Origin of the sequence: Rhodococcus sp. OAS809 (genome assembly GCF_040546695.1) — a bacterium.
GTDB lineage: Bacteria > Actinomycetota > Actinomycetes > Mycobacteriales > Mycobacteriaceae > Rhodococcus_F > Rhodococcus_F qingshengii.
Window position 1 is genome coordinate 5,598,741 of the sequence record NZ_JBEPOI010000002.1, and the last position, 26,395, is coordinate 5,625,135.

General features: G+C 62.4%; 27 protein-coding genes. 8 read left to right on the forward strand and 19 right to left on the reverse strand.

Translation table 11 applies throughout. The annotated features are described in order from the left end of the window. Positions 1-40 precede the first annotated feature (40 nt). The gene (ppk2, locus tag ABIE52_RS29290) at positions 41-1,006 is read left to right on the forward strand and encodes a polyphosphate kinase 2 (RefSeq protein WP_003940295.1); all 966 of its coding nucleotides are present in this window, start codon (positions 41-43) and stop codon (positions 1,004-1,006) included. A 13-nt stretch (positions 1,007-1,019) separates the two neighbouring features. On the opposite strand, the gene mgrA is transcribed toward ppk2, so the two are convergent. Next, complete coding sequence (mgrA, locus tag ABIE52_RS29295) at positions 1,020-2,051, reverse strand: L-glyceraldehyde 3-phosphate reductase (RefSeq protein WP_007733451.1); 1,032 nt, start codon at positions 2,049-2,051, stop codon at positions 1,020-1,022. 324 nt (positions 2,052-2,375) lie between these two features. Here mgrA and ABIE52_RS29300 point away from each other — a divergent pair, with 324 nt between their 5' ends. Continuing rightward, positions 2,376-4,652: a SulP family inorganic anion transporter gene (locus tag ABIE52_RS29300; protein WP_042451182.1), complete on the forward strand. Its 2,277-nt coding sequence runs from the start codon at positions 2,376-2,378 to the stop codon at positions 4,650-4,652. A gap of 5 nt (positions 4,653-4,657) precedes the next feature. On the opposite strand, the gene ABIE52_RS29305 is transcribed toward ABIE52_RS29300, so the two are convergent. Genes ABIE52_RS29305 through ABIE52_RS29315 form a run of 3 tightly spaced genes read right to left on the reverse strand, consistent with a single transcriptional unit; the run spans position 4,658 to position 7,318 of the window. Next, positions 4,658-6,001, reverse strand: a complete 1,344-nt coding sequence (locus ABIE52_RS29305) for a sensor histidine kinase (RefSeq protein ID WP_003939972.1) — start codon at positions 5,999-6,001, stop codon at positions 4,658-4,660. Then, a complete protein-coding gene (locus ABIE52_RS29310) occupies positions 5,998-6,702 on the reverse strand; it encodes a response regulator transcription factor (RefSeq protein WP_003939853.1) in 705 nt (234 codons plus the stop codon). The genes ABIE52_RS29305 and ABIE52_RS29310 overlap by 4 nt, the downstream gene beginning before the upstream one ends. A 40-nt stretch (positions 6,703-6,742) precedes the next feature. Then, entirely contained in the window at positions 6,743-7,318 is a 576-nt protein-coding gene (locus ABIE52_RS29315) for a TetR/AcrR family transcriptional regulator (protein ID WP_007733449.1), read from the reverse strand. 89 nt (positions 7,319-7,407) lie between these two features. On the opposite strand from ABIE52_RS29315, the gene ABIE52_RS29320 reads away from it, so the two are divergent. Beyond that, entirely contained in the window at positions 7,408-8,403 is a 996-nt protein-coding gene (locus ABIE52_RS29320; RefSeq protein ID WP_192712276.1) for an ABC transporter permease, read from the forward strand. On the opposite strand, the gene ABIE52_RS29325 is transcribed toward ABIE52_RS29320, so the two are convergent. Beyond that, positions 8,400-8,777, reverse strand: coding sequence for a DUF952 domain-containing protein (locus ABIE52_RS29325; RefSeq protein ID WP_073512668.1), 378 nt, complete (start codon positions 8,775-8,777; stop codon positions 8,400-8,402). The two genes, ABIE52_RS29320 and ABIE52_RS29325, sit on opposite strands and share 4 nt — an antisense overlap. A 76-nt stretch (positions 8,778-8,853) precedes the next feature. Here ABIE52_RS29325 and ABIE52_RS29330 point away from each other — a divergent pair, with 76 nt between their 5' ends. Beyond that, entirely contained in the window at positions 8,854-9,441 is a 588-nt protein-coding gene (locus tag ABIE52_RS29330) for a TetR/AcrR family transcriptional regulator (protein WP_042921655.1), read from the forward strand. A 10-nt stretch (positions 9,442-9,451) separates the two neighbouring features. Further along, a complete protein-coding gene (locus tag ABIE52_RS29335) occupies positions 9,452-10,798 on the forward strand; it encodes a cryptochrome/photolyase family protein (protein WP_073512669.1) in 1,347 nt (448 codons plus the stop codon). 4 nt (positions 10,799-10,802) lie between these two features. Here ABIE52_RS29335 and ABIE52_RS29340 read toward each other — a convergent pair whose 3' ends face one another. From ABIE52_RS29340 to ABIE52_RS29350, 3 genes are all read right to left on the reverse strand, one after another. Beyond that, positions 10,803-11,171: a VOC family protein gene (locus ABIE52_RS29340; protein ID WP_003939994.1), complete on the reverse strand. Its 369-nt coding sequence runs from the start codon at positions 11,169-11,171 to the stop codon at positions 10,803-10,805. A gap of 156 nt (positions 11,172-11,327) precedes the next feature. Continuing rightward, positions 11,328-11,774 (reverse strand): hypothetical protein, encoded by a 447-nt coding sequence (locus tag ABIE52_RS29345; protein ID WP_003939681.1) that lies wholly within the window; start codon positions 11,772-11,774, stop codon positions 11,328-11,330. A gap of 134 nt (positions 11,775-11,908) precedes the next feature. After that, complete coding sequence (locus ABIE52_RS29350; RefSeq protein WP_003940229.1) at positions 11,909-13,147, reverse strand: MFS transporter; 1,239 nt, start codon at positions 13,145-13,147, stop codon at positions 11,909-11,911. Positions 13,148-13,260: 113 nt separating this feature from the next. Between ABIE52_RS29350 and ABIE52_RS29355 the strand changes: the two genes are divergently transcribed. Next, complete coding sequence (locus ABIE52_RS29355; protein ID WP_007733425.1) at positions 13,261-13,851, forward strand: TetR/AcrR family transcriptional regulator; 591 nt, start codon at positions 13,261-13,263, stop codon at positions 13,849-13,851. Here ABIE52_RS29355 and ABIE52_RS29360 read toward each other — a convergent pair. Together ABIE52_RS29360 and ABIE52_RS29365 are read right to left on the reverse strand one after the other, a co-directional pair. Continuing rightward, on the reverse strand, positions 13,809-14,429 hold the full coding sequence (locus ABIE52_RS29360; RefSeq protein WP_042451481.1) for a GNAT family N-acetyltransferase: 621 nt from the start codon (positions 14,427-14,429) through the stop codon (positions 13,809-13,811). The two genes, ABIE52_RS29355 and ABIE52_RS29360, sit on opposite strands and share 43 nt — an antisense overlap. Before the next feature lie 57 nt (positions 14,430-14,486). Then, on the reverse strand, positions 14,487-15,071 hold the full coding sequence (locus ABIE52_RS29365; protein ID WP_030535389.1) for a TetR/AcrR family transcriptional regulator: 585 nt from the start codon (positions 15,069-15,071) through the stop codon (positions 14,487-14,489). A gap of 87 nt (positions 15,072-15,158) precedes the next feature. Between ABIE52_RS29365 and ABIE52_RS29370 the strand changes: the two genes are divergently transcribed. Continuing rightward, positions 15,159-15,545: a DUF1304 domain-containing protein gene (locus ABIE52_RS29370; RefSeq protein WP_099698663.1), complete on the forward strand. Its 387-nt coding sequence runs from the start codon at positions 15,159-15,161 to the stop codon at positions 15,543-15,545. A 7-nt stretch (positions 15,546-15,552) separates the two neighbouring features. On the opposite strand, the gene ABIE52_RS29375 is transcribed toward ABIE52_RS29370, so the two are convergent. The 3 genes from ABIE52_RS29375 to ABIE52_RS29385 all read right to left on the reverse strand — a co-directional run bounded on the left by ABIE52_RS29375 (position 15,553) and on the right by ABIE52_RS29385 (position 19,218). Beyond that, entirely contained in the window at positions 15,553-16,062 is a 510-nt protein-coding gene (locus ABIE52_RS29375) for a hypothetical protein (RefSeq protein WP_256519732.1), read from the reverse strand. A 301-nt stretch (positions 16,063-16,363) separates the two neighbouring features. Then, the gene (locus ABIE52_RS29380) at positions 16,364-17,209 is read right to left on the reverse strand and encodes a mycofactocin-coupled SDR family oxidoreductase (protein ID WP_020970454.1); all 846 of its coding nucleotides are present in this window, start codon (positions 17,207-17,209) and stop codon (positions 16,364-16,366) included. Between the two features lie 92 nt (positions 17,210-17,301). Continuing rightward, positions 17,302-19,218, reverse strand: a complete 1,917-nt coding sequence (locus ABIE52_RS29385; protein ID WP_064443859.1) for a propionyl-CoA synthetase — start codon at positions 19,216-19,218, stop codon at positions 17,302-17,304. A 178-nt stretch (positions 19,219-19,396) separates the two neighbouring features. Here ABIE52_RS29385 and ABIE52_RS29390 point away from each other — a divergent pair, with 178 nt between their 5' ends. Then, on the forward strand, positions 19,397-20,668 hold the full coding sequence (locus tag ABIE52_RS29390; RefSeq protein ID WP_064443860.1) for an MFS transporter: 1,272 nt from the start codon (positions 19,397-19,399) through the stop codon (positions 20,666-20,668). A 20-nt stretch (positions 20,669-20,688) separates the two neighbouring features. On the opposite strand, the gene ABIE52_RS29395 is transcribed toward ABIE52_RS29390, so the two are convergent. The 6 genes from ABIE52_RS29395 to ABIE52_RS29420 all read right to left on the reverse strand — a co-directional run bounded on the left by ABIE52_RS29395 (position 20,689) and on the right by ABIE52_RS29420 (position 26,299). Continuing rightward, positions 20,689-21,729: a hypothetical protein gene (locus tag ABIE52_RS29395; protein WP_047270909.1), complete on the reverse strand. Its 1,041-nt coding sequence runs from the start codon at positions 21,727-21,729 to the stop codon at positions 20,689-20,691. Next, on the reverse strand, positions 21,726-23,213 hold the full coding sequence (locus ABIE52_RS29400; RefSeq protein WP_064443861.1) for an acetyl-coenzyme A carboxylase carboxyl transferase subunits beta/alpha: 1,488 nt from the start codon (positions 23,211-23,213) through the stop codon (positions 21,726-21,728). Before ABIE52_RS29400 ends, ABIE52_RS29395 begins: the two co-directional genes overlap by 4 nt. A 94-nt stretch (positions 23,214-23,307) precedes the next feature. After that, entirely contained in the window at positions 23,308-24,501 is a 1,194-nt protein-coding gene (locus tag ABIE52_RS29405; RefSeq protein ID WP_007733417.1) for an ABC transporter permease, read from the reverse strand. Further along, on the reverse strand, positions 24,498-25,394 hold the full coding sequence (locus ABIE52_RS29410) for an ABC transporter ATP-binding protein (RefSeq protein WP_003939757.1): 897 nt from the start codon (positions 25,392-25,394) through the stop codon (positions 24,498-24,500). The genes ABIE52_RS29405 and ABIE52_RS29410 overlap by 4 nt, the downstream gene beginning before the upstream one ends. A 43-nt stretch (positions 25,395-25,437) precedes the next feature. After that, on the reverse strand, positions 25,438-25,983 hold the full coding sequence (locus tag ABIE52_RS29415; RefSeq protein WP_003939943.1) for a hypothetical protein: 546 nt from the start codon (positions 25,981-25,983) through the stop codon (positions 25,438-25,440). Further along, a complete protein-coding gene (locus tag ABIE52_RS29420) occupies positions 25,976-26,299 on the reverse strand; it encodes a helix-turn-helix transcriptional regulator (RefSeq protein WP_003940147.1) in 324 nt (107 codons plus the stop codon). The genes ABIE52_RS29415 and ABIE52_RS29420 overlap by 8 nt, the downstream gene beginning before the upstream one ends. Between the last annotated feature and the right edge of the window lie 96 nt (positions 26,300-26,395).

Genomic DNA, 26,395 nt, shown 5'->3' on the forward strand with positions numbered 1-26,395 from the left:
CCGGACGTTCGTTCATTTCGACGACAGGGAGTGCGTATTCATGAGCCCCGACGCCAGCGGTGTGGACGGTCGGGTTCCTGACCTGCCGACCCCGTCGACCAGAATTTCCGTCACCGAGGATTACGCGGCCGAGATCGACGAGCTGTCGAGTCTCAAGCACAAGCTCGGCGTGCTGGAGCCTTCGGAGTTCGCGGATGCCTGGAAGCAGGGCTATCCGTACGAGAAGAAGATGTCGCGCCGCGAGTACGAGCGGAAGAAGCGGCGTCTGCAGATCGAGCTGCTCAAGCTGCAGTTGTGGGTCAAGGAAACCGGTCAGAAGGTGCTCATCATCTTCGAAGGTCGCGATGCTGCCGGTAAGGGCGGGTCGATCAAGAGATTCACCGAGCATCTCAATCCCCGTGGAGCCCGCGTGGTCGCGCTCGAGAAGCCCACCGACATCGAGCGGACGCAGTGGTATTTCCAACGCTATGTCGCACACCTACCCAGCGGCGGCGAGATAGTGATGATGGACCGGTCCTGGTACAACCGCGCCGGCGTCGAACGAGTGATGGGTTACTGCACGCCGACGCAGTATCTCGAGTTCATGAGAGAGACCCCGGACTTCGAGCGGATGCTCGTCAACTCCGGGATTCATCTGCACAAGCTGTGGTTCTCGGTCAGCCGCGAAGAGCAGTTGGCGCGGTTCGCGGCCCGCCGAACGGACCCGGTGCGTCAGTGGAAGCTCTCACCGACCGATCTGGCTTCGCTCGACAAGTGGGACGACTACACCCAGGCCAAGGAAGCCATGTTCTTCTACACCGATACCGGGGATGCGCCCTGGACGGTGATCAAGAGCAACGACAAGAAGCGCGCTCGCCTCGAGGCGATGCGTCACGTGCTCGCCAGCTTCGACTATCCCAACAAGGATCACCGGGCTGTCGGTACTCCGGATCCCTTGATCGTCGGGCCGGCGTCGGCGGTATTCGAAGAGGGCGAGCACGTGAACGTGGAGTTGCCTCAGCTCTAGCGCAGGTGATCGCTCAGATCGAACTGGCCTCTGCCCACAGATTGATGCCGCTGTCCTTGGCGTGCTGATCTATGGAGGCCAGCTCGGCTGCGCTGAATTCGAGATTGTCGAGCGCGCCGACGTTGGCTTCGAGTTGGGCGACACTGGACGCACCGATCAGTACCGAGGTGACCCGCGAATCGCGGAGTGCCCAGCTCAGTGCCAGCTGAGCCAGCGACTGGCCGCGGTCTGCCGCGATGTCGTTGAGCGCGCGGATGTGGGTGAGAGCGTCGTCGGTCAACCACGACGGATCCAGTGACTTACCTTGAGCTGCACGGGAATCCTCGGGGACGCCGTTCAGATAGCGATCGGTGAGCATGCCTTGAGCGAGTGGTGAGAACGCGATGACGCCGACGCCGAGATCGTCGACAGCCGACAGCAGGTCCTGCTCTATCCAGCGGTTCAGCATCGAATAGCTCGGCTGGTGGATCAAGAGCGGAACCCCCGCAGCGGCGAGCAGTGCGGCGATTTCACGGGTGCGCTCCGGCGAGTACGAACTGATACCCGCGTACAGGGCCTTGCCCTGCTGGACAGCGCTGATCAGGGCGCCTGCGGTCTCGTCGATCGGAGTTTCGGCGTCAGGGCGATGGCTGTAGAAGATGTCGACATAGTCGACGCCGAGTCGTCCGAGCGACTGATCGAGGGAAGACAGCAAATACTTGCGGGAACCACCGAATCCGTAGGGGCCGGGCCACATGTCCCAGCCGGCTTTGGACGAGATGACCAATTCCTCGCGGTACGAAGAGAAATCCTCACGCAGGATCCTGCCGAAGTTCGTCTCGGCGCTTCCGTACGGGGGTCCGTAGTTGTTCGCAAGATCGAAGTGGGTGATTCCGAGATCGAATGCCCGCCGCAGAACTGCGCGCTGGTTCTCGATCGGTACGTCGTCGCCGAAGTTGTGCCAGAGGCCCAGCGAGATGGCCGGGAGTTTGAGACCACTCCGACCGGTTCGGCGGTACGGCATGGCTTCGTAGCGGTCCTGCGCGGCGACGTACTGATCGGACATGGTGCCTGCCTTCACATCGTTGTGTTTGCGGTTGAGCGTTCACTCCCGACCATTATCGCCGACGGCGCTCAGGTGTGCCGGCCGCTGGAGGTGTGTCAGTCAAAATGCTTGCGGTTTAAAGCAATTCGATCGATCTTTTGGACCGATGTTCAGGTTCGAGTCACAGTGCCGGGCGGCGGTGACGTCGACCACGTCTGGGCTCGCATCTAAGGGAACGGTAAGGAATCGCGGTTACCATGGTCACAGTCGATCGGCGATACCGATCGCCGATTCGCTTCGAACATGTTGCCCAGCAGCCGGATCCGGGGTCCGGCGAGGAGATCTATGTCGACGCAGTCCGTAGTGCACGCACAATCATCCGCAGACGAGAGCGTCGTGGGGGATTCGTCTCCGCCGGGTGGTGGAAGCCGGCGATATCTCGAGCAACTGATCAGATACGACGTGCCGGCGTCGCTGGTCGTATTCCTGGTGGCGCTTCCCCTGTCATTGGGAATTGCGATCGCCTCCGGGGCGCCGATCATGGCAGGTCTGATCGCCGCAATCGTCGGCGGAGTGGTGGCCGGAGCTGTGGGAGGTTCACCGCTGCAAGTCAGTGGTCCCGCAGCCGGCCTGACCGTGGTGGTCGCCGAACTGATCGGCAAGTTCGGGTGGAAAGTCACCTGCCTGATCACCGTCGGCGCCGGAATTCTGCAGATCGTGTTCGGGCTCAGCCGAATTGCCCGTGCGGCGCTGGCTATTGCTCCAGTGGTGGTGCATGCGATGCTCGCCGGTATCGGCATCACCATTGCGCTACAACAGGTTCACGTGTTGTTGGGTGGAAGCTCGGCCAGCTCGGCGCTGGACAATCTACGGCAGTTGCCCGCACAGATCGGTGCCTTGCATGTCGAGGACCTGATGATCGGACTCGTCGTCATCGCCACCCTTCTCGGGTGGCGCTATCTCCCTGCCGGTGTCCGCAAGGTTCCGGCGGCGTTGGTGGGCATCGTATTGGCAACTCTCGCTTCGCTGGCGCTGCCGATCGACGTCGAGCGTATTGCTCTCGACGGATCTTTGCTGGACTCGATCGGACTCCCCGCTCTGCCCGACGGCCAGTGGCTCGGCGTCGCAACCGGCATCCTCACCATCGCCCTGATCGCCAGTGTGGAGAGTCTACTCTCGGCCGTGGCCGTGGACAAGATGCACTCGGGCCCGCGGTCGAACTTCGATCGCGAGATGCTCGGCCAGGGCACCGCGAACATGGTGTCCGGGGCCATCGGCGGCCTTCCGGTCACCGGGGTGATCGTGCGCAGTGCGACCAATGTCGAGGCCGGGGCGAAGTCCCGCGCGTCGTCGATCATGCACGGCCTGTGGATTCTGCTGTTCTCGGCTGCGCTCGCCGGGTTGGTCCAGCAGATTCCGAAGTCTGCACTGGCCGGACTGTTGATTGTCATCGGTATTCAACTGGTCAAGCTGGCGCACATTCGGTTGGCGCGACGGACCGGTGATCTGTGGGTGTACGGCATCACGGTGGTCGGCGTCGTGTTCTTGAATCTGCTCGAGGGCGTCCTGATCGGGTTGGCGCTGGCCATCGCCCTCCTGGTGTGGCGTGTCATCCGCGCAACTGTCACCGCAGAAGAGTTGGGCGACAACGATTCCGGGAAGTGGCGCGTCCTGGTCGAAGGCTCGTGCACCTTCCTGGTGCTGCCCAAGCTGACGTCGGTGCTCGCCGGACTCCCACCGCGGTCGGACGTCACCGTCGAGCTGTCTGTCGACTTCCTCGACCATGCCGTCTTCGACGTCATCGAAGAGTGGGCGAGGCAGTACGAGTTGGCAGGTGGTTCGGTGGTCATCGACGAAGTCGGCTCGGTGAGTATGGAGAGCGCGACCACCGGTCCGCCGAAGCGCGGCGCCGCAGTCACCGACCTGCGCGGCTTGCTCGCGCCGTGGGGCAGTTGGCAACCACAGGCTTCGGGGAGGAATCTGAGCAGCCCGCCGGCCTTGCGGCCCATTCTCGACGGGGTATCCAACTATCATCGCCATCGCGCCGAAGCGATACGGCCGCACATGGATCAGTTGCGCGACGGGCAGAACCCCGACTCTCTTTTCCTTACCTGCGCAGATTCGCGAGTGGTGCCGAACATCATCACGAGCAGTGGCCCCGGCGACCTGTTCACCGTGCGCAATGTCGGAAACCTGGTTCCTGCCGGCGGCCGCGATACGTCGGTGGAAGCGGCACTGGCCTTCGGGATCGACGAGTTGGGTGTCAGCTCGGTGGTCGTGTGCGGACATTCGGGCTGCGGCGCGATGCAAGCACTCCTGACGAACGGTTCGTCGGAATCGGGAGTCGTCGGGGAATGGCTGCGGCATGCGGAGACGAGCTTGCAGGCCTATACGAGTGGCCATCCGGTCGCGCGTGCTGCGGCCGAGGCAGGTTTCTCGGAGGTCGATCAGCTCGGAATGGTCAATGTCGCAGTCCAATTGCAGACTCTCGAACGCCATCCTCTCGTCGGTCAGGCCCGTGTGGATGGTCGCCTGCGTATCGCCGGACTGTTCTTCGACATCGGCTCGGCTCGGGTCATCGAAGTGACAGCGTCAGGGATCGGCCAGTTGATCGAGACCTGAAGGGGCTATTCGGGTCCGGGCTGATCCCTGAGTTCGACCAGCAGGCGAGCCCCGCCGAGTGGACTGTCGTGAAATGTCGTCCGTCCGCCGTGCAGGGCCGCCTGCTGCGCCACCAGCGCCAGGCCCAAACCGGAGCCTGTCTTGCCTGCCGTCGATCCGCGAGTGAAGCGCTCGAACACGCTCGAGCGTTCCTCGGCCGGTATTCCGCAACCGTTGTCGTCGATCGTGATCGTGACGGTGTCCGGTGAATCTGCCGGGCGAGCGAGGGTGATGCGCACCGCGCTCGCGCCGCCGTGGCGGACTGCATTGGTGATCGCGTTGTCGAGGATCAACCGGATTCCGCCGGGAAGGGCCCGGATGCAATAGGGGAGTGGGGAATCCACCGTGACGACGCCGACGTCGAGCCCAGGATGATGTCGGCGTGCGTCGTCGGCAGCGATGTCGCAGACCTCGGTCAAATCGGTGTCCTTGAAATCCTCGGCCGTCGAGAGTTCACCCTTCGCCAGGCGCTCGAGGTCTCTCAGAGTTGACTCGACGCGGCCCTGCGCGCGGGCCAGATCTGTGAGGATCTCGCGTCTTTGTTCGTGATCGAGGTCGTGAATGGACAACACTTCGATGTCGGTTCGCATTGCTGTCAACGGAGTTCGGAGTTCGTGAGCCGAGGCGGACGCAAAATCTCGGGCGGCGGCAAGGGCGGAGTTGGTTGCGGCTTGCGCTCGAGCGACGTCGCTGAGCATCGATTCTGCTGCTGCGGCAAGCTCGTCCGCTTCACGGATTCCGGAAACCTCGGTGGCGAGATCGGGATCGCGCCTGGCGATCCGGCGGGTCAACTCCACGAGGGGGCGCACCGCCGGGCCACCGAACAACCATCCCAACGCAGCTGCGGCCGCTACGGCCCCGACGCCGAAGAACGCAACCTGTCGCTGTTGGTCGACTGTGATGTCTCGCGCTTCGGCATAGGGAACCGCCAGCGAGACAAGGGCATTGATCCCGTCGGCCTCGGCGGTATATGCCCGGTACTTCGTACCGTCCACGTCGACGGTCGCCGAGCCGACCGGTAGTTCGGGCAGTCGCGTCGGGGTACTGGATTTGACGGTTCCGTCGGTGTCGGAGCGGATGGTCACGGAAAAGGCGCCGCCGTCTCCGAACGCGCCGAGAAAAGGTCCCGCTGTAGCCGCATTGGCCACGATGACCGTCGATGCCGTCTCCAATCGACGGTCCAACTGCGCCAAATTGTTTCGTGCGATAGCCAGTGCAACGACCACACCGAGTGCGATGACGATGAACGTCGCCCCCAGTGCCGCGGCCGCGGCAACGCGAGTTCGTAGTGAGAAGCGGCGACGCTTCACGGGTTCTCCCGAAGCACGAACCCGACGCCGCGAACGGTATGCAGCAGACGAGGTGAACCGCCGGATTCGAACTTTCGACGCAGATAGCCGATGAAGACGTCCACGACGTTCGTGTCGGCGACGAAGTCGTAGCCCCACACCAGTTCGAGGAGACGTTCGCGAGTGAGCACGATGCCGGAATTGTGTGCGAGCACTTCGAGTAGCTCGAATTCGCGTTTGGTGAGCGGTACTTCCTTGCCGTCGACACGAACCCGGCGACCGGAGAGATCGATGTCGAGGTTTCCGACCCGCAGGGTATTCGTACCCTCGGAGTGATCGCCGGCCGGAGTGTTGCTGCGACGGAGCATTGCGCGGATCCGGGCAACCAGTTCGGCAAGAACAAACGGTTTGACCATGTAGTCGTCTGCACCGGATTCGAGCCCGGCGATGCGATCGTCGACCGAGTTGCGCGCACTGAGCACGCAGATCGGGATTTCGTTGCCGGCGGCACGAAGCGCCGTCACCACACCGGTGCCGTCGAGCACCGGCATGTTGATGTCGAGGACTACCGCGTCCGGTCGCTTGTCGGAGATCACTCGGAGCGCGTCGGCGCCGTCCACCGCCGTCAGTACGGTGAATCCCGAGAGCCGCAATCCGCGTTCGAGTGAGGTCAGGACGTCTGCGTCGTCGTCGACTACGAGGATTTTCGGTATCTCGGTCACAGCCCCATTGTGCCTTGCCTGGTACGTCGGGTTTCGCCGATCAGACCGGCAAGTCGGTACCGTCCGGACGCAGACCGGCCATGAACACCGCGACCAACCGCGGGACCAGGTTCGGCATGGCCTCGTCGGACAACTCGATTTGCGGGCGCGTCAGTTTGGCCAGAGCCATGACGAATTCGAGCGGTTGCAGATCGGCGCGAACCAGTCCGGCGCTCTGAGCGGCGCCGATCGTCGCGGTCATCTTCGTTTTCGTCACCTCACGCACCGCCAGAACTTCGGGCGCCAGCTCGGTGAAACTGCGTTCCACCAGTGCAGGAATGAGCGCACCCAGGCGCAGTTCCACGAGGCGGTCCACCAGCGTGTGCCACGCGTTTATCGGATCGGTGGACATTGCCGTGAGTGCGATGTCGGCAGCCTCGCGGACATCGGTCAGTGTTGCGACGGCGACGGCGGTCACGAGGTCCTCGCGCGTCGGAAAGTTTCGATACAGCGTGGCGATGCCCACTTTCGCGAGTTCTGCGACTGCATCGAGCGGCGCGTCGTGCCCGCGTTCGGTGAACACCGCTCGTGCGGCGTCGACTATTGCGTTTCTGCGTTCACGTGCATCGGCTCGCACATCCACCTCCGGTATTGACAGTTCATCATAACCGGAGGAATATCTTCCACAAATAGTGGAGGAAAAACTTCCACTTAGGGAGGGTAGTTATGAACGCCGAAGTCGAAGCACGGGACCGCAAGAAGTTGGTGGCTGTGGTGTTGGGCTTGTCCGCCGTGATCGGGCTGATGCTGCTTGCCTTCGTGCTGCCCTCGGTCAACAGTGGCCCGCACGAACTGAAGTTGGGCATCACCGGTCCAGCTGCGGCAACCGAACAGATCAGCACCTCGCTCGAGGCGAGTAAGCAAGGCGCCTTCGATACTCGAGAATTCGCCGACGCCGACGCCCTGCGTGACGCGATTCGGAATCGCGACGTGGTCGGCGGAATCGCCGTTGATGCCAACGGTCCTCACGTGTTGATCGCGACTGCAGGCGGAACCCCGATCGCCCAGACCCTGACCGGGGTGGCCAACGGCCTCTCGGAGGCCTCGGGGGCAAAGGTTCCCGTCGAAGACGTTGTGCCGTTGACGGCGGACGACCCGACTTGTGCTGGGCTCACGGCATTGGCCTTGCCTCTGGTGTTCGGTGGAATCATGCCTGCTGTTGTTCTCGTGCAGCTGTTTCCGCGCAGCATTGTCAAGCGAGTGTTGGGCGCTGCCGGCGTCGCGGTGGTCGCGGGTTTTGCACTGACTGCCATTCTGCAGTTCGGCACCAACAGTCTTGACGGAAACTACCTGCTCACCGCGCTCACACTCGCCGTTGGTATTTCGGCCATCTCGCTTCCCATTTTGGGGCTCGAATCCCTGCTCGGGATGAAGGGGTTCGCTTTGGGCGCCGTCACGATGATGTTCATCGGAAACCCACTCTCGGGGATGGCGACAACTGCCGCGTGGTTGCCCGCGGGTTGGGGCGCTTTGGGGCAGCTGCTCCCACCCGGCGCCGCAGGAGCATCCGTCCGTTCGATGGCGTTCTTCGACGGCCATGGCGCCACCACGCCACTTCTGGTGCTGGTGTGCTGGATTGCCGTCGGGATCGCGCTGTGCGTGGCTGCCGGTCGGAAGAAGGCGTCGACCCCCGTGGTCGAACCCGAGGCTGCGCTGGTCTAGTCGGTGCGGCTTGCGTACGGGGTCAGGTCGGGAATCGGCCAGACCCCGTCAACGCGTTCCATGGCCAGTTCGGCGACCACGGTGTCCTCGTCCATCGGTAGAGGTCGGAGGATTCGGGGCTTTCCCGCCTCCCATTCGACGTCGATGCCTGCGGAGGTCAGGGCGTCCTGATCGATGACGGCGACGACCAGTGGCAATGTGAGGTCGCCGAACACCAGATCGAGCACCGAAGCGAGTGCGTCCGGGTTCGTTGCGCGAATGAATCCTGCCTCGTCGTAACTGATTCCGCGCGTCGAGACCTCGTACTCACCGAAACGCTTGCATGCTTCCCAGTCGTCGGCGATAGCGACGTGGACGAGTCGTTGTCCGGTCATGCAGTGCTCCTGTAGTATTCGAATTAATGAAACGTCAACGTAGCATTAATTTACCGGCACGGTAACAGGGGACTTGATGGAGCAACCGCGCAGACGTGGGAGAACCAGTGACGCCGAGCGCGCCGAACGACGCAACGAGATTCTCGACGTCGCTGTCGACTCGTTTCGAGATGTCGGGTTCGCCCGAACTACCATCGAGGGCATTGCCACGGTGGCCGGCGTCGCCAAGCGCACCGTGTACAGCTACTTCGGCGACAAGTCTGCGGTCTTTGCAGCTGCGGTTGCGCGTCAGCACGCGTACGTCGACGATGCCGGCGAGGGCCAGTCCGACCTGCTCGCCGCTGCAGTGGACATCGTCATCGCCCTGCACAGCGACAACTCGATTGCGCTGCACCGCATGATGATCGGCGAGGCCGTGCAGTTCCCTGAATTGGCCGCAGCGTTCTACGAATCCGGCCCGGCCAAGTCGATTGCCTTTCTGGAGAAGATTTTGATCGATCAGCACGGCCAGAAGGCTGCGCTGTGCGCGGATCAGTTGTACACCTTGCTGCTCGGGGAGGAGCACCGGCGGCGACTGCTCGGGCTCACCTCCGAACCGACAGCCGAAAGAGCGGCGCAACTGGCGGCCCGCGCGGTGGGATGCGTTCTGAGATCTGATCGGTAGGCTCGACTGGGTGAGTAACTCTGTGATCTGGTTTCGACGCGATCTGAGGGTCGGTGATCTTCCGACTCTGACTGCAGCGGCGGATGCCGGCGGACAGACGTTGGGTTTGTTCGTCCTCGACGAGAAGTTGCTCGGACCGGCAGGCTCACCCCGCCAGAATCAACTGTTCGCCAACTTGTCGGCACTCGACAACCAGCTCGACGGACGATTGATGGTTGTTCGAGGTGATCCGGCAGACGTGGTGCCCCGCGTGGCGGAATCCGTTGGCGCCGAAGAAGTTCACATCAGTGGCGACTACGGGCCCTACGGCCGACGGCGCGACGCGGCCGTGGCCGAGAAGGTGGAGTTGATCGCCACCGGGTCACCATATGCCGTGGCGCCCGGACGCGTCACCAAGGCGGACGGTGATCCGTACAAGGTGTTCACGCCGTACTTCCGTCAGTGGATGGAACATGGTTGGCGGGGCCCCGCGTCGACCGATGCGGGGACGGTCCGTTGGTTCGATCCGAGCGAGAAGGACGGTGGCCCGCGCCGGGTGAGTATCCCCGCGCAGTCCGGCACCGTCAGCGATGTCGTCGGTGAGGCCGGTGCGCTCGAACAGTGGAAAGAATACTGCGAGAACGATCTTGACCGGTACGACGACGAACGAAATCGACCCGACCTCGACACCACGAGTCGGATGTCGATCCCGCTCAAGTACGGCACGATTCATCCGAGAACCATGTTGGCAGATCTCTCCAAGCGACTCGGAGACGGCGCTCAGGCGTACCGTCGCCAGCTTGCTTGGCGAGACTTCTACGCAGACATCCTGTTTCAGCGCCCCGACAGCGCGCGGAAGAACTACGACGACAAGTTCGACCGTTTACGTCACGACGGGGGAGTCGACGCAGACGCCGCCTTCACGGCCTGGTGTGAAGGCAAGACCGGCTTCCCGATCGTGGATGCCGGTATGCGGCAACTCGCCGCCGAGAACTGGATGCACAATCGGGTCCGAATGATCGTCGCGTCATTCCTGGTGAAGGACCTGCACATTCCGTGGTGGCGCGGCGCACGGTACTTCATGTCGCAACTGGTGGACGGTGACTTGGCCTCCAATCAGCACGGGTGGCAGTGGACTGCCGGGTCGGGTACGGATGCTTCGCCCTTCTTCCGCGTCTTCAACCCGATCACGCAAGGGGAGAAGTTCGATCCCGACGGCACATACGTCCGTCGGTGGGTCCCCGAACTTCGCGATGTTCCCGGGAAGGCCGTCCACTCGTTGAAGGCGATGCGCCCAGTCGACTACCCGGACCCGATAGTCGATCACGCGCACGAGCGTGAGGAGGCCTTGCGCCGGTACGGCGAGATCAAAGGCTGAGTGCTCAGTGATCTGCGGGCGCTACGCGGACGCGGTTTCCGTCCAGATCTGAAATGACAAACGTCAGACCGAAGACATCTTCGTTGGGTTCTTCGACGACCTCGACTCCCTTGGCCACCCACTCGTCGTGGATCGCCCGAATTTCGTTGCTCCCGCCGTCGACCAAGATGCCGACTTCGAAATTGCGCGGTGTCGCGGGATCGAGGTCGCGGGACTTGCCGCTCCACAGTGCAAGGACCACACCGCCGCCGAGGTCGAAGGTCATGTACCGAGGGCTGAGGACCTCAGGCTTCGCGTCGAACAATTCGCCGTAGAACGCTGCTGCGGAGGCGGCATCGCTGACGTAGATCAGAAACTGGTTGGGTAGTCGCACTGTGGTTTTCCCTCTCCCGTTGATGTTCGGGCCACCGGCAGCGGGGCGTGTGCCTGGTCGTGCGGGGCTGCGTTCAACAATCCCCGCGCGCCGGACGAATGTCCAAGAACAAGTGCGTCTGAGAGGCAGATGGATTACTTATGACGACTGCTGCAGTCACACCGCACTGAGGTGGTACCCGACGCTCAGGTTCGGGTAGTAGCCGTCGATGTAGCTCGAGATGAAGTAGTGATCAGGGTCGGTGGTGCGAGTTCCGTCGGTGTCGAACTGCGGATAGTCGTTGGCCATGAAGACTGCTTGTCCGCCGTCGGGAGTGGAATAGACGACGTCGACCGTCAGGCCGCGCGGGTCCTGGTTGTATGCCGTGACGATCTCGGTCTCGTGAGGCGCGAGCGACTGGCGTGGGCTCTGCATCCACTGTCCGTAGGGGTTGTCGGCGCCTTCGAGATGAATTGTCTGTTCGGTGTCGTTGCTGATCGTCATCGTGATGCTGTTGCCGGTTGTGGGAAGGGTTCCGGCACTGGCGATTCCGCTCAATCCCAACGTGAGGGCGCCGGCGGCCAGAGCTGTGATTGCGGCAACTACGTAGCGTGGGTTCGTCATCGTCGGTGTCCTTTGTCCGGGTGAGCGTTCGGTTGGCTCTCTCGAAGACAACTATGTCGGAGCAGATCGATGTCGTATGTCCACTCCCCGGACCCTGTGCAGGCGGAACGGTGTGTCCACCGATCGGGGGACACCTACTCCGACACCGAGACGGCTTCGACCTTTCGCTCGCCGGTGACCAGCAGTCCGATCAGTGCGGCCGCCGCGAGCACCATGACGAGTGCTCCGTAACCACGCGTCGTATCCACCAATCCGACCTTGCCGACCAGGTAGCCGGCCAGCAAGGCGGGAAGACTGTTGGCCAGATATGCGATGACGTAGACGGTGGACAACAAACCCGCGCGTTCGTGGTTCTCGGCCAGCGGCATGACGGTGAGGATAGTTCCTTGGAATCCTGCTCCGAAGCCGATACCTGCAACAGCCGTACCGACCAGAATCAATACGGCAGAGGATGTTTCAGCACCGATGAGTGTGACGGCCACCCCGAGCACCAAGGCGGTGGTTCCGATCAGCATCACGGTCCGGCCGCCGAGTTTGCGGAAGGTGAGCACTGCTGCCGCTCCGAATCCTGTCAGTGTTGCGACCATGATGGCACCGATGAGGGAGCTGTGAACGTCAAGTGCGTTGCGCGCCAATGCAGGTCCGAGTGAGAGGTAGAAACCTCCCAGTGCCCAGACCGCGATCAGGCACGGTGCGGTCAGGGCAATCATCGTGCGCGCCTGACGAGGAACGGCCAGTGTGGGGCGCAGGGACTGCCAGGCTCCCGGGCGTCCGCCCGAAGTCTCGGGAGCGGCCCATACTCCGAAGATCTCGAGAATGACAAGCACGAGAAGGACCAGGTAGACAGTGCTGGTGGGACGGGGCAGGTGCTCGCTGATGAGGCTCGAACCCACTGCTCCGACTGCAAGCCCCATCGTCGGAGCGACGCTGTTGATGATCGATCCTCGGCCCGGAGTGCGTTCGAGGTCGATCAATGCCGAACCCAGAGCACTGATTGCAGCGCCGGTGGCAACACCCTGTACGACCCGGGCGATGAGCAGGATGGTCAAACCGTCGGCCGAGGCGAACAGCGCGAGCGAGACTGCCTCGAGCGCGAGTGCTCCGAGCAGGACCGGGCGCCTGCCGATGTGATCGGACAGGGATCCGGCGGTCAGGAGCGTGGCGAGCAATGCGAGAGCGTAGATGCCGAACACAAGCGTCGACGCGAGCGAGGAGAATCCCCACAACTGTTGATAATGCTCGTACAACGGTGTCGGGGTCGCGGATGCGCCCAGGAACGTGGCGATGATGACGGCGATGAGTGTGAAAGCGACGCCTCGCCCAAGGCGTGGGCGTGAAGTGCTCTCGGTCTGTGGTGAAACGGTCGTTGTCATTGTCGTAGCGCTTCCCGTGCGGGTGGTGAAGACTTCAAACGCAAATACTTTGCGTTTGGGACGCTACGCCTGGCCGTAGCCTAATGCAACATCTTTGCGTTAGTATTGGATTTATGAGTCCGTCCGCAGGTCCGCGCCCCGGTGGCCGTAGTGCGCGCATCCAACAGGCCGTGCATGCGTCGGCGCGCAAGTTGTTGGAACAGCGTGATCGAGCCGAGATCACGGTGCCGATGATCGCGACCGATGCGGGAGTGACCCCGTCGACCATCTATCGGCGGTGGGGTGACATCAACGAAGTCTTTGCCGACGTCTCGATCGAGAGATTGCGCCCGGACGCCGACCCGCGTGAAACGGGCTCGCTCCGAGGGGATCTGACGATTTGGGCGCAGGAGTACCTCGAGGAGATGTCTGCGCCTGTCGGTCGTGCTTCGTTGCGTGACGTGTTGATGAGCGACGATCAGACGCATGCACCGGACGGTACGAAGAAGTTCAAGTGTGCCTTCTTCTGTCGGACGCAGATCGACGTGATCCTCGCGCGTTGGCCGGAAGCTGCCGGCGTGGATGGTGATTCGGTGGTCGACCATGTAGTGGCGCCGATCATCTACCGAATTCTGTTCGACCTCGAACCGGTCGTGCCGCAGCGAGTTGCGGAATTGGTGGATCAGACGCTTGCCCTCGCGGCGCGAGTCGTTGCCGAAGGCTGATCGCTACGTAGTCGGGCGTGGACGTGCATGTCGTGCCAGCCGTCGGCGTGCCTGGCGGAGCTTCGTCGAACACCTTCTTCGCTGAACCCTGCTTTGGTGGCGACTCGGCACGATCGTGGGTTGTGGATCGAGTGCTCGAGTTCCAGTCGATGAAAACCCGCTTCGCGGAATGCCCACTCGGACAGTGCGGTTACAGCCTGGGTGCACAGTCCGCGGCCGCGCGCCGCTGGGGTCACCCAATACGCGAGCTCGGCAGTGCCGTCCCACAAATTCACCCCCTTTGCTGCGATTCGACCGAGGAGTTCATTTGTCTCGGGAGCGGCGATCGCCCAATGGCATTCGGATTCGCTTGCCCACCCGTCTCTCCACTGGGTGAGCCAACCCCGTGCTTCGTCGATCGAGTCGGCGCGGCGGATGTGCCAACGCTGAATCGACGGATCGCGAAAGGCTTCCATGACGGCCGGTGCGTCGTCGCGGGTCCAGGGTCGGAGAATCGCGAAAGTCCCGACGTGGATCGAGGGTTGGTCCATTCCCCGGAGATATCCAGCGGCGATAGCGGGCGTGGTCAACTTGGGCACGTGAAGCATCATCGCCTACCCGCCTGATGGCGGGCAATGGCGTGAGCTTTCCGGTCATTATCCCTGCCACTCTGCGTTCAGTCGGCGCGCAGATTCCAGAGTTGCGATGGCCTCTTCGGTGTCAACTCGTGCGAGTACCAATGCACTTACCGTGCAGGAGAGAAGGATTCGAGTGCGATCTGAGAGCGTGGCGTCTGTCTCGGTTGGAAACGCGGCGTGTAATCCACTGTTGATCGCGTCGGCGAGTTCTCGGCGGTACGCGCGGATCACTGCGGCCGCCGCATCGTCGTGCGCGCCGAGTCCGGCAGCCGTATTGAGAAGTAGGCAACCGCGCCGAGGCGAGTCGGCGGTCATGGTGCCGATTGCTTGCGCAAGCGAGGAAAGGTAGTCGTCGACTGCGTCTGCCCCGGGATTTGTCGTGAGGCTGCGCAGACGTGGCCGGATGACATGGTCGAGGTACATCTGCACGGCGGCGTCGAACAATCCGCGCTTGTTGGTGAACGAGTTGTAGAGGCTTGACCGACTCAGCCCCGTCGCGGATTCGAGGTCGCCGAGTGAGGCACCTTCGTATCCGCGTGCCCAGAAAACGTCCAAAGCGGCAGCGACCACGGCTGTTGTGTCGAATTCTTGTGATCTGCCCATCAAAGCCTCGCTCTTTCTGTATCGTTCGGTCCAGTATATATTGGACCGAACGATACAGAATTCACTCGAAGCAACAGGAGTTCACCGATGAACGTCGCCGGCTACATCTTTGCGGGACTGGCCGCAGCAGTGCACGTGTACATTTTTGTCCTCGAATCGATTCTCTGGACGGCCCCGAAGACCCGCGCCACGTTCGGCGTGAAGTCCGAGGAAGAGGCGATCGCCACGCAGCCGCTCGCCTTCAACCAGGGCTTTTACAATCTTTTCTTGGCGATCGTGTCGGCGGTCGGCATCGTGATTGCGGCGACCGGCTCCGCGTCGGTCGGAATTGCCCTCGTACTGGCAGGCACAGGATCGATGGTTGCCGCGGGATTGGTGCTGATTCTCTCGTCTCCCGACAAAGCCCGCGCAGCCGTCGTACAGATGCTTTTCCCAGCTATTGCCGTTGTTCTGCTGGTAATCCACCTGCTTTGAGTGGTCTCTATCCGCCGCCGAGCACCAGTGATTCGATCAACGCAAAAGCCCCGTTGAGTGCTCCGCAATCGAAGGCTTCGGCCAGGGCGTAACCGATGACAAGTTCGTCGGTGCTCGGCGTGCTCGACCAGACTGCGTCGGTCTGTCTGGGATCGGATTCCTCGTTCTTGGAGAAGTGCCCGATCCGCAATCCGTCGCGGGTGAATGCACTGTTCGCGTAGTTGACTGGGGCGAAGTTCAAACTCACGCCGTCGACGAGTGCCGAGACAGAGTACGAGCGACGGGACAGAAACCCTTTGCCGACAGTGAGTTCGACTTCGTCGCCACCGACAGTGAAGAACAAGTCGGCGGCGGCGCGCGTTCCGATGGGTGTGCCTTCACGGCGCGGGGCATCGACTCGACGCGTCAACAGAGCGTGTGAGTTGCCGTTTCGGACGTCGACGACCCCCGTGTCGACATCGAACGAGATCTCGACTTTTCCGTGAATCGGGTCCATTACGGCGTATTTGACCGTCACTGTGCCTACCCCCTGTAAGTGTGAACTCGGGTCAATAATACGTGGTGGGAGCGTTGCCCAGTATGCCCGAATCCAAAAAAATAGTGCCGAATGACGCGCGTTTGCGGCCAAATGCTTCTACGCTGGGTCTTGGGTTTGTTGCGCATCCCACAACGGTTTTTCCCACACCAGACGAGGAGCGCCTATGAGGTTGTCGACTACTTGTTCTGTTGCTACGAAGGCTTGATCAAGCCGGAATTGCCTCTGCCGGATGGTGCTCGAGACCCATCCGGCAGAGGCAATTCTGCATCAGTTCGGGCCTTCAGCCGCCGGCGAATTTTTCCGAGGTGCCGAGATCGATCGGCAACGCGATGCCGGTGATCCCGCGCCCGGCCGGCCCCACCAGATAGAACACCGCATCCGCAATCACTTCGGGGTCGACCCACGGGTGGGGCAGCAGATTCAGCTTCGACATGATCGGAGCGGTATCGGCGAGGACAGGATTCTCCAAGTCTGGACGGAACGCACGAACCATCGGTTCGTTGTCGATCATCGTCGTTCGCACATTGCCCGGGTGTACGGAGTTGACTCGGATGTCTGCCCAGCCGAGTTCGTTGGCCAGAGACTTCGCCAACCCCCGAACGGCGTGCTTGGACGCGGAGTAATGTGCAATCCCCGGCACGCCTCGAAGCCCGGCCATCGAGCTGATCAACACAATGGATCCACCTCGATTGCCGTTCATGATGTGCGGAATCGACACCTTGGTCGTCAACCAGACGCCGGTGACGTTGATGTCCATCAGCTCGCGGAACTCTTCGGCGCTCAGGTCCCAGGACAATTTCGCCGACGCCGCGATTCCCGCGTTGGCGATCACGATGTCCAGTCGGCCGAGTTTCTCGACTCCGGCGTCGACCGCTGATTTCAGGGCATCGAGGTCGCGAGTGTCCGCGACGGATGCGACGATACGCCGGCCCTGAGCTTCGACCAGGGCGACGGTCTGGGCGAGGTCGGCTTCGGTGGCCATGTCGTACCCCGCCGTTGCGACCGGCGCGCAGAGATCCACCGCGATGATGTCCGCGCCCTCGGACGCGAGCTTGACGGCATGCGCGCGCCCTTGACCACGCGCCGCTCCGGTGATGAATGCGACCTGACCGTCCAAATTGCCCATCGAACTTCCCCTGTCCGTGTGAATCGCCGAAACTGGAACGTGTTCATACTGCTACGTCCGGAGGCAGAGGGGCAGGGGAATTCGCTGAATCCTTATCCGCGAAGGAGTTTGGACAACTCGTCCAATACGCTCGCGTCCTCGATGGTCGACGGGACCGTGTACTCCTCGTTGTCGGCGATCTGCCGCATGGTCTTGCGGAGGATCTTGCCGGAACGAGTCTTCGGTAGTGCGGCGACGACGGTGACGTCCCGGAACGTGGCGACGGCACCGATCTGGTCTCGCACCCGCGCGACCAGTTCTTGTCGGAGTGTTTCGGGATCGATGTCGACGCCGGACTTGAGCACGACATAACCGCTCGGCCGTTGCCCCTTGAGTTCGTCGTGAATGCCGATGACCGCGCATTCGGCGACAGCCGGGTGGCCGGCGACGACGGCCTCCATGCTTCCGGTCGAAAGGCGATGTCCGGCAACATTGATCACGTCGTCACTTCGTCCGAGCACGAAGACGTAGTTGTCCTCGTCGATGTACCCGGAGTCGCCGGTGAGGTAATAGCCTTCGAAAGTCGACAGGTAGGACTTCACGTACCGGTCCTCGTCACGCCACAGTCCGGCGAGTGTTCCGGGAGGAAGCGGCAGGCCGATCACGATGTTGCCCTCGGTGCCCGGACCCACGAGTTCGCCCTTGCCGTCGACGATTTCGACGCGGTATCCGGGGCAGGCGACGGTGGGTGAGCCTGCTTTGATCTCCATCGGTTCGAGGCCGCGCAGGTTCGCGCAGATGGCCCAACCGGTTTCGGTCTGCCACCAGTGATCGACCACCGGGCGATCGAGAATCCGAGTAGCCCACTCGTAGGTGTCGGGATCCAAGCGCTCGCCGGCCGCGAACAGTGTGTCGAGCGACGAGATGTCGTACTTGGCAAGCTCTTTTGCGTCCGGGTCGGCCTTGCGGACCGCGCGGATCGCTGTCGGAGCGGTGAAGAGTGCCGACACGTTGTATTCGGAAATGATGCGCCAGAACGCACCGGCGTCGGGGGTGCCGACGGGCTTGCCTTCGTACATGACCGTCGTGGCTCCGGCGAGCAACGGTCCGTAGACGATGTAGGAGTGGCCGACCACCCAGCCGACGTCGGAGGCGGTCCACCACACCTGTCCTGGGCTGATGTCGTACAGATTCTTCATGGTCCACGTCAGCGCAACGGCATGGCCACCGTTGTCCCGGACGACGCCCTTGGGCTTACCGGTCGTTCCCGAGGTGTAGAGAATGTAGAGCGGATCCGTCGCGGCGACCGACACCGGGTCGGCCGGGGTGGCGTCGGCGATCAGCTCGTCCCAGTCGAACCAGGCTGCGGCACTTGACTTGTAGTCGGAAGCTGCACCGGGAATCTGCTCGCGATTCTTCACGATCACGGTGTGCGCGGGAGTGGCGGACAGTTGCAGAGCCTTCTCGACCATCGGCAGGTACTCGATTGTTCGTCCGGGTTCGAGGCCGCCGGACGCCGTCACGAGCACCACTGGACCGGCGTCGTCGATACGGGTTGCGAGCTCCTTGGCCGCAAAGCCGCCGAACACCACCGAATGCACCGCGCCGATTCGCGAACACGCGAGCATCGCGATCGCAGCCTCGGGGATCATCGGCATGTAGATGATCACGCGGTCGCCCGCCACCACACCCTGATCTTTCAAGACGCCGGCGAAGAGTGAGACCTGCTCGAGCAATTCGGCGTAGGTGTACGTGGCCTTGGTGGGGACCATCGCGGAGTCGAAGATCAACGCGGTCTGATCGCCGCGGCCGTCGCGGACGTGCCGATCGAGGGCATTGAAGCTGGTGTTGAGCGAAGCATCCGGGAACCAGCGATAGATCGGCGCGGCAGAGTCGTCGAGAGCCTTGGTGGGCGCGACATCCCAGTCGACGGCCCGCGCAGCGTCGAGCCAGAACTTCTCCGGCTGATCCATGCTCTCGCGATATGCGTCGGCATACGTGGTGTGGGACGCCTGCTCGGAAGAGCTCATCGACGTGTGTCCTCTCGTGAACTTCGCTTACCGGTGACCTGAAACACCTTAGGTCACCGTCAGTGCGGTGCGCCTCAGTAGCGGTGGGGGTACCGTCCCTTTGCGCCGGGCGGGCCTGTCCCGTCGGCCAGTGGCGCGCAGGGGTGGGATAGGGCAGGGACTGAAAGGGGGGATCGATGTGACAGGTGCAGCGCAACGCGCAGGCTTCTGGGGAGTCCTCGCTCTGCGTGACTTCCGACTTCTGTGGACCGGCGACGCAGTCAGCGGTATCGGAAACGGTGTCACGACCGTCGTACTGCCGCTGATCGCGCTTCGCGAACTGGACGCGAGTAGCTTCCAGATCGGTGTGCTGGCATCAGCAGTGTGGTTGCCGTGGTTGATCGTCGGACTACCAGCCGGTGCCTGGATCGACCGGCTGCCTCGGCGCCCGATCATGATGATCGCGAACGCTGCGTGCGCGCTGTTCTTCGCGAGCCTCGCGATCGCCGGCTTCCTGGAGGCGATGACATACGGCCACCTGCTCCTGGTCGCGCTGCTCACCGGTACAGCCACCGTCTTCTTCCAGGCGGCCTATCACTCGTATCTCCCCACGGTGCTCGCCGAAGCGGATCTTGTCGAAGGGAACTCGAAGATTCAGGGCGCCGAGGCCGCAACTCGGGTGATCGGCCCAAGCGTCGGTGGGCTGGTGGTTGCAACTGTCGGGCTCGCGGCCGGTCTGGTTGTCGACGCGTTCACGTTCGCCTTCTGCTTCGTATGCATCTGGCTGATTCGTGTGCAGGAGACCGTCCATCGCGGACAGAATCAGCGAGAACCGTTGCGACGGCAGATTGCGCTCGGACTGCGATTCGTCGCCGGTGATCCGTATCTGCGGTCGATCGTCGTCTACGGCACTCTGCTCAATTTCGGTCTCACCGGGTACTCCACGATCCAGATCGTGTTCCTGGAAAAGACGGTTGGCGTGGGGGAGTTCGGACTCGGGCTTCTCCTGGCGATTGCCGGGGTGGGCGGAATTGTCGGATCGATGATCGCGCGCCCGCTCGGCCGCAGATTCGGCACTGCCCGAAGCGTTCTCATCTGTCAGTTGGTGACGGGACCGTTCATCCTGTTAGCACCTCTGACGACGTACGGTGCCGGCCTGTTCTGGTTCTGCATCGGCGGCATGGTGATGGTTGCGGGCGTCGTGTCGTGCAACGTGGTGCTCGGCAGTTTCCGTCAAAGTTACTGTCCGCCGGACCGCCTCGGACGAGTGGTGGCAACGAGTATGTTCCTGCTGCACAGCAGCATTCCGCTCGGTGCTCTGACGGCAGGCTACCTCGGCGACGCAGTGGGACCGCGCGGGACGATGTGGATCATGGCCTGCCTGATCGCGCCGTGCGGATTGGTCTTGCTCTTCAGCCCCCTCCGCGGAATCCGCGATCTACCGAGTCGGCCGGCGATCTCAGTGCGGTAGAGAATCGCTGCGGTAGGGGATTACTGCGGTAGAGCCGCGGCGGCCTCTTCGCTTCGAATCGCGATGCGAAGTGTCGCGAGCATGAACAGTGACACTGCGAAACCGAAAAGCGCGCCGAACTGGTCCTGCGTGAACAGATAAACCTGCGTCACCAGGAGGCTCACGATGAGGGATGCACGCAGGAGCCTTAATGCTCGCAGGTACGGACCTCGGAAGAGGAACCACACTCCCAGAACCACAAGAACTCCGGTTGTGACGGTGGAGATCTGGACCACCAGGTCGGAGACGTCGTCGGCCTCGACGACGTTCTCGGAAACCAACGCGTAGATCACCTGGACAATCGCCAGAAGAGCCTGCAGTACGAACAGGGTCAGAACCAGTCGGCGGACGACCCGGTGCCGGAGCAGTTCCTCAGCACGGTGGAAGAACGCGTTGCGGCCACGAGTGATCTTCGATTCGATACCGCCGGTCGGCGGAGTCTGTGAATGCAGGCCGGCCTTGATCGAATCGACGAGGTCGGTGAGGCTGCGGTCTTCGACGCCGTCGAGTACGCGGAGGGCGTGGTTGTACTGGATCTCGTCGAGCTGACCGAGAGCGAGGTCCGAGAGCGCTCGCGCCCCGATGGCGAGCCGATGACGATCATTCATTCCGCGCCGAATCACCACCTCGCGCGCGGCAAGATAGAAGAGAACGAAGACGACGTACATGATCGCGATGGCAGGCTGGTAGAAGTAATCGACGTCGGCGGTGACGAATTTTCCGACCTCGTCAATGAAGAGACCGAACCCGATTCCGCCGACGAGCGTGGCCAGGTCACGCGTGCGAGAACCTTCGGTGATGGCGGTCGCCACGATGGCGACGGCCATCAGCAATCCGCCCCAGAGAACGTGTGCGATGTGGAGGGCGCCGCCCCCGATCTGGGGATAGCCCGTTGCCGCCAGATAAGCGCGGGTGATCAGCACGGTGGCGATGCCCGCGAACAGGAACAATTCGAAACGAGCGAGTGCCGCGCGGTCGTAACTGTGCGGCAGCGTCAGCGCATTCCGGTCCTTCGTCGTCATTGCGGAACTCCCAGGTTTCGATAGCGCGCGATACGGGAGGACTGGCGATCGGTGTCCGACTCTTCGGCGAGCACGAAGAGTTCGTGCGCTATCGCAGCCCCTACCCTCTTGGAGAATTCCACGGGTTCATCGGCCGCGTCAGGCGTTTCGGGAATGATCGCGTCGACCACGCCGTCTCGAAGCAGATCCAACGAACGAATGCCCTGCGCTGCCGCCATCTCCGGTGCGTGACTGATGTCGCGATGGACGATCGCGCTTGCGCCTTCCGGTGGCAGGGGAGCGAGCCACCCGTTCTGTGCCGCGAGTACCCGATCGGCGGGCAGCAGCGCGAGAGCCCCACCGCCTGTTCCCTGGCCGAGCAACACCGACACTGTCGGGGTCTTCAGCGTCACGAGGTCGGCGATGCAACGGGCGATCTCAGGGGCCAGTCCACGTTCTTCAGCTTCTTTGGACAGCGACGCGCCCAATGTGTCGATCACTAGGACAAGCGGGAGTTGTAGTTCTTCGGCAAGTTTCATGCCCCGTCGCGCTTCCCTGAGCGCGGCCGGTCCCATCGTGGTGAGCGCGGATTGGCCACTGCGGTCCTGGCCGAGCAGGATGCACGGAAAGCCCCGGAAGCGGGCGAGCGAGAGCAAGATCGTCTTGTCGGTTTCACCCTGCCCGGTGCCGCTGAGCGGTACCTGTTCAGTTGCGGCATGGCGGAGCAACTGCCGGATGCCGGGTCGATCGGCCCGGCGCGAGAGCATCACCGACTGCCAGGCGGGAACATCGGGAATCTCGGGTGAGGGAATCGGGTCCGTGGCCGCCGGGGACGGGGGATCGGTGAGCACGCACAACGCTCGGTTGACCAGCAGACGGAGGCGGTCGACGGGGACGACGCCGTCGATAACGCCGTTGCGATACAAGTTTTCGGACGTCTGGATACCGTCGGGAAACTTTTCGCCGTACAGGGATTCGTAGACACGGGGTCCGAGGAATCCCACCAGAGCACCGGGTTCCGCGACGGTGATGTGGCCGAGGGATCCCCACGAGGCAAAGACCCCGCCGGTGGTGGGATTGCGCAGGTAAACCAGGTAGGGCAGGTGTGCCGCTTTGTGAACAGCCACTGCCGCAGCGATCTTCACCATCTGAACGAACGCCACGGTGCCCTCCTGCATCCGCGTTCCGCCGGAGGTTGGCGAGGCCAGCAGCGGGAGTTGTTCTGCCGTAGCACGTTCGACGGCGGTCACGATCCGCTCGGCCGCAGCGACTCCGATGGAACCGGCGAGAAAGCTGAATTCACAGGCAATTACCGCGACCCGACGTCCCCGAACGGTACCGACACCGGTGACGACGGACTCGTCAACTCCGCTCTTCTCGCGGGCCTTCGCCAGGTCTTCCGCGTATTTCGCGCCAGGTCCGACGTCGACGGGCGGGGAGTCCCAGGAGACGAAGCTCTCGGGATCGAGTACCGCAGTGAGTAGTTCTTCGGCCGAGATTCGCACAACGTCCTCCAAGTAAGCAGCACCCCGTCCAGGATGAACCTACCTGGGCGGGGTGCTGCCGTGATCGTGTGGCGTCAGTTGTGCGCCGGATAAATCAGCGTCCGAACGCCTCTTTCCACGAAACGACCTTGCCGATGCGAAGGATGGAGCGCTGGTAGATCTTTGCCGCGATCATCGACAGCGCAGCAGTCACGACCAGCATCAGCAGAATCGTTCCCACGATCTGGAACGGAGAAGCAACACCGGCGGAAATGCGCAGGGGCATGAGGATTGCCGAGAACGGCGGAATCCAACTCAACACGTTGCTCAGGGTTCCTTCTGGATTGCTCACCGAAACGAAAGCCACGCTGACCATTGCCATGACGAGCAGCGCGAGAGGCATCGCGGTGGCGTTGACGTCCTCCTGTCGCGAGACCATGGACCCGGCCGCGGCGTACAGCACGGCGAAGAAGAGGAAGCCCAGAATGAACCACCCCAGTGTGCCGAACAGAACGCCGATTGCGGTGCCCGTCACGGTCAGGACGCCCGTCGCCAGTCCGGTGGCGACGCCCGCGACAGCGTAAGCGGCCATCTGCATCAAGCCGACAGCACCGATTCCGAGAACCTTGCCCCACAACAACTGCAGTGGACGGAGAGTGGAGAGCAGCAACTCGACGACACGGCTGGACTTCTCCTCGACGACGCCCATCGCCACGTACGTTCCGAACAGCAGGATCTGCATGTACAGGAGCACCACAGCAGCGATCGACATCGCTATACGTTGGCCCTGTTCGGGATCCGGGGGATCGATGGCATCGATGGTGACCACTGCGGTGGACGTGGCTTCGGCGAGCTGAGCCGGGTCGATCCCCGCAGCGGAAAGCGCATTCGATTGTGCCTGCTGTGCAACGGAACTCTCGATGACGGCCCGCAGATTCGTGGCTACTTCCTTCTTGGTCACGACAGTGACGCCGCCGCCCGATCCAGCGATCACGGCCACGTCGAGGTCGCCGTCCTTGACTTGATCACGCGCGGTGCCGTCGTCGGAAACCTCCGTTACCGTCACCGGATTTCCGAGGGTGTCGCCGATGGACACCATCGTGGCACTGAGTGATTGGTTGCCGACCAAGCCGATCTTCGACTTGTCCTCGTCGCCGCCGGAGAAGAGCGAGAAGGCGATGATGCCGCCGATGATCGCGACCAGAATGATGACGTTGCTGATCACAAAACTCTTCTTCGAGATCTGCGTCATGAATTCGCGTCGGGCGACCAACCCGATGGCTCGACCTCCGCTCAACTGGTTGCTCATGCGGCTACTACCTCTCGGAACAGATCGGTCAGTGACGGACGTCGTAGCGTGAACTCGTGCACCGGTCCGGTTTTCAATGCTGCGTGCAGGATCTGCTGATCGTCGGCCGTGCCGTCGACGCTCAGGAGCGTTCGGCCGTCGAGGTGGCTCAGTGTGGTGACACCGATCAGATGGTGTGCCCAACCGACCGGCGCGTCAGGGGCGAAGACTTCGATTCGGCCGTCACCCTTGCCTCGTAGCTCGTCGACGGTTCCGATCTCTCGCATGCTGCCGCGGCTGATGATGCCCACGCGATCGCACAAGCGCTCCACCAGATCCAGCTGATGGCTGGAGAAGATTACGGGAACACCGGTGCGAGCCTTCTCGACCAACACGTCACTCATGACATCGACCGCTACGGGGTCAAGGCCCGAAAACGGTTCGTCCAGAACAAGTACCGATGGGTCGTGAACCAGCGCCGCCGCGAGCTGCACACGTTGCTGATTACCGAGGGACAGGGAATCGACGGTGTCCTTGACGCGTTCGGCGATGCCCAGACGTTCGGTCCACCGCTCAGTGGCCGCGTGCGCGTCGGCCTTCGAGAGTCCGTGTAGCTCGGCCAGATAGGAAAGTTGCGCTCCCACCTTCATCTTGGGGTAGAGGCCGCGTTCCTCCGGCATGTATCCGATAGTGCGACGCACGTCGAGGTCGACGGGTTTGCCGCCGAGGCGAACTTCTCCCGAATCTGCTCCGAGCACACCCAGCGCAATGCGCATCGTGGTCGTCTTGCCGGCGCCGTTGCTGCCGACGAATCCGAAGATCTCGCCTGGACGCACTTCGAAACTCAGGTTGTCGAGTGCGACGACGTCGCCGTAGCGTTTCGAGATGCCGTCGATCGTGAGGGTGGCTGACATGGGTCCTTCCCATCGGTCGAGTGGTGCGCTTCGGTAATACGGGTCAGAGATCGAACTCTTCCGAATCAATCGGATCCGGGTCTGGATTGGTCCACGAGAGAATCATCGCGGGCGTGCACGCGCCGATCAGCATTGCAGTCAGTGCCAATAAACCTCCCGTGTAAGGCAGCCTCTCTACATTCCACTGCACCGACGAGGTGAAAATGAGGAAAATGGCGACAATGAAGACCAACGTTTGGGTCACGCTGAGCCCGACGGAGCGAGCGTCGTTGCGTTGCTGGATCTCCCATTCGTCCAACGCCTGCCGCGGAGCATCCCCTTGCCGGCCCGACACGATTTGAAGTGAGGACCACGTCGGCAGGAACAGCAGGGTGAGGACCGGCCATGCCACGGCGAAGAGCGGATTGAACAGGCATGCTGTGCTGACGGCAACCATCGTGGTGAACAGGACCGCCAGGGCGACGACGAGTACGCGCCGACGTCGACGGGTTCGCCAATTCGGGAGCCAATGTCGGAACGTCTCCTCGTTCTGCAGGAACCGCCGAGTGCGGTGGGCCTGGTAGCGGTCGATCAGATTTGATTCAGGCACTTGGCTTTTCACTCCCCTCGGTAGTGCGGTCAGATCGGTAGACCTCCGTCGACGGTGCATTCCGGTAGACCTCCGTCGACAGCGGCCCGAACTCCGTCCGGGAGAACACCGCCTCCACCGGGAGGTCGAACACCCAGCAGATTCGGAATGCAAGATCCAGGCTGGGGTAGTGGTCACCGCGTTCGAGTGCCCCCACCGTCTGCGGATTCACGTCGACGAGTTGCGCAAGCTGTGCCCGGCTCATCTTCCGCTCGGCGCGAAGCACTCCGATGCGATTGAAGATGGGGAGCGCGTCTCCCCGCCGGACTGGGCTCATGCATCAAAGTGTTGTAAAAACCCAACAGTTTGTCAACACGAACCGCGATTGTTCGGCTTCTGGGGCGTGCCGGCGGATAAGGTTCGGGCAACGGAA